This is a genomic window from Kitasatospora sp. NPDC036755, from assembly GCF_040636595.1.
GTDB lineage: Bacteria > Actinomycetota > Actinomycetes > Streptomycetales > Streptomycetaceae > Kitasatospora.
Window position 1 is genome coordinate 1 of the sequence record NZ_JBEZUT010000602.1, and the last position, 2,520, is coordinate 2,520.

The following is a 2,520-nucleotide window of genomic DNA, read 5'->3' on the forward strand; positions in this document are numbered from 1 at the left end:
CGGCCGCCGCTGCCGAGGCCGCCGCCGGGAACGGCCGCGAGGCCGTCGAGCGGCCGCAGGAGGCCCCCGCGACCGACCGCCGGGCCGAGACCCCGGCCCGGCCCGAACGCGCCGCCACGGCACCCGTCACGCCGTCCTCCACGGCCCTCCCCTCCCGACCCGCCGACCGACCCGCCGACCGACCCGCAGGCCGACCTGCCGACCGGTCCGGCTCGGCCACCGGGCCCGGCCGCTCCCGCCCCCGCCGCCGGCGGTTCGCCGTGCTGCTCGGCACGGCCGCCGCCCTGGCCGCCCTCGGGCTCGGCGGGGCCCTGCTGCTGCACCCCGAGGACCGGTCCGGCTCGGTGACGGCCACCGCGGGCGGCGCCCCGGCCGCCACCGCCGACAGCCACGATGCCCGGGCCCCGCACGCGGTGGGCGCCGGCACCGACTACCGCGATGACGAACTCGCCGCCCAGGTCCAGCAGTTGCTGGCCCGCTCGGAGAGCGTCCCGGGGCTGCGGGCCACCGGGCCCGCCGGCTCCCCGGGCGCGATGCCGGCCGACGGCGCCCGGCCGGAGCCCGAGCCGACCGCCGCCTCCCCGACCGCCCCGGGCTGCCCGGCCCCCGCCCCCGGCACCCCGCTGGCCACCGACCGGGGCAGCTACCGCGGCTCCCCGGTGGACGTCCTGGTCTACCCGCTGCCCGGCCGGCCCGGCTCCGTCGACGTCTACCTGCGCTCCCCCGACTGCGGCCCGGTCCTCCTCCACCAGGCCCTTCCCAGCCGCTGACCGGCGGTTCCCATGCGATCCACGCCGGTGGCGGCACGCCGCTTCCGGACTCCGGGCGCCTGGTACTGATCCGCCTGGGAATGCGAGACACTGGTCAGTCGTTGTCCCGGGCGGCGGAGCAGGACCGCCCTCCCCGCAGCAAACGCGGGTCGCGATGCGAACCAGGAGAAGCAGTGAGCGACGTCCGTAACGTGATCATCATCGGTTCCGGCCCGGCCGGGTACACGGCTGCGCTCTACACGGCCCGTGCCTCCCTCAAGCCGCTGGTCTTCGAGGGGGCCGTCACCGCCGGGGGTGCACTGATGAACACCACCGAGGTCGAGAACTTCCCGGGCTTCCGGGACGGCATCATGGGCCCCGAGCTGATGGACAACATGCGGGCCCAGGCCGAGCGCTTCGGCGCCGAGCTGATCCCCGACGACATCGTCGCGGTCGACCTCACCGGTGACGTCAAGACCGTCACCGACTCCGAGGGCAACGTGCACAAGGCGCGCGCCGTCATCGTCACCACCGGCTCCCAGCACCGCAAGCTCGGCCTGCCGAACGAGGACAAGCTCTCCGGCCGCGGCGTCTCCTGGTGCGCCACCTGCGACGGCTTCTTCTTCCGCGACCAGGACATCGCGGTGGTCGGCGGCGGCGACACCGCCCTGGAGGAGGCGACCTTCCTCTCGCGCTTCGCCAGGAGCGTCACGATCATCCACCGCCGGGACACCCTGCGCGCCTCCAAGGCGATGCAGGAGCGCGCCTTCGCCGACCCGAAGATCCGCTTCGAGTGGGACAGCGCGGTCGAGGCCATCCACGGCGACCCGAAGCTGAGCGGCGTCACCCTGCGCGACACCACCACCGGCGAGACCCGCGAGCTGGCCGTCACCGGCCTGTTCATCGCGATCGGCCACGACCCGCGCACCGAGCTGTTCAAGGGCCAGCTGGACCTGGACGCCGAGGGCTACCTCAAGGTCGAGGCCCCCTCGACCCGGACCAACATCCCGGGCGTCTTCGGCGCCGGCGACGTCGTGGACCACACCTACCGCCAGGCCATCACCGCCGCCGGCACCGGCTGCTCCTCCGCCCTGGACGCCGAGCGCTACCTGGCCTCGCTGGACGACCTGGAGGCCAAGGCCGCCGCCGTCGCGGTCTGAGCCCTCCCCTCGAACCACCCCCCGGGGGTGTTCCACGTGGAACACCCCCGCCCCGGCCGGGCAGAAACAGAACGGGCCCATCCGTTGTTCTCCTGGCAGCAGCCCCCCTCCGTCCTAACCCGAGGAGTTCCCGTGGCCGGCGCCACCACCACCGTCACCGACAAGACCTTCGAGGCCGACGTCCTGAAGAGCGAGAAGCCCGTACTGGTCGACTTCTGGGCCACCTGGTGCGGCCCCTGCCGCCAGGTCGCCCCGGTCCTGGAGGACATCGCGGCCGAGCACGGCGACAAGCTCACCATCGCCAAGCTCGACGTCGACGCCAACCAGGAGACCGCCGCCAAGTACGGCGTCATCTCGATCCCGACCCTGATCGTCTACAAGGACGGCGAGCCGGTGAAGTCCATCACCGGTGCCCGCCCGAAGGCCGCGCTGCTGCGCGAGCTGGCCGAGTTCATCTAGGTCCTCCGGCCGGTCCTTCCGGTCGCCGACCGCACGGCGGGGCGGGGGGGGCCCCCGGGGGGGGCCCCCCCCCCGGGGGGGGGGGGGGCGGGGGGCCGGGGCGGGTAGAACCCCCAGCCCCCGAGAAAGGCGCCCACCCCCCCCCCCCCCGA

3 protein-coding genes are annotated in these 2,520 nt (G+C 75.0%); all 3 read left to right on the forward strand.

Features of this window, described 5'->3' with window-relative positions; genetic code table 11:
- On the forward strand, positions 1 to 770 hold a 770-nt coding region (locus tag AB0E96_RS40395), incomplete at its 5' end, for a hypothetical protein (RefSeq protein WP_359831744.1).
- Between the two features lie 173 nt (positions 771 to 943).
- Positions 944 to 1,909, forward strand: a complete 966-nt coding sequence (gene trxB, locus AB0E96_RS40400) for a thioredoxin-disulfide reductase (RefSeq protein ID WP_359831746.1) — start codon at positions 944 to 946, stop codon at positions 1,907 to 1,909.
- Positions 1,910 to 2,041: 132 nt separating this feature from the next.
- On the forward strand, positions 2,042 to 2,368 hold the full coding sequence (gene trxA, locus AB0E96_RS40405; RefSeq protein WP_359831748.1) for a thioredoxin: 327 nt from the start codon (positions 2,042 to 2,044) through the stop codon (positions 2,366 to 2,368).
- Positions 2,369 to 2,520: the final 152 nt, after the last annotated feature.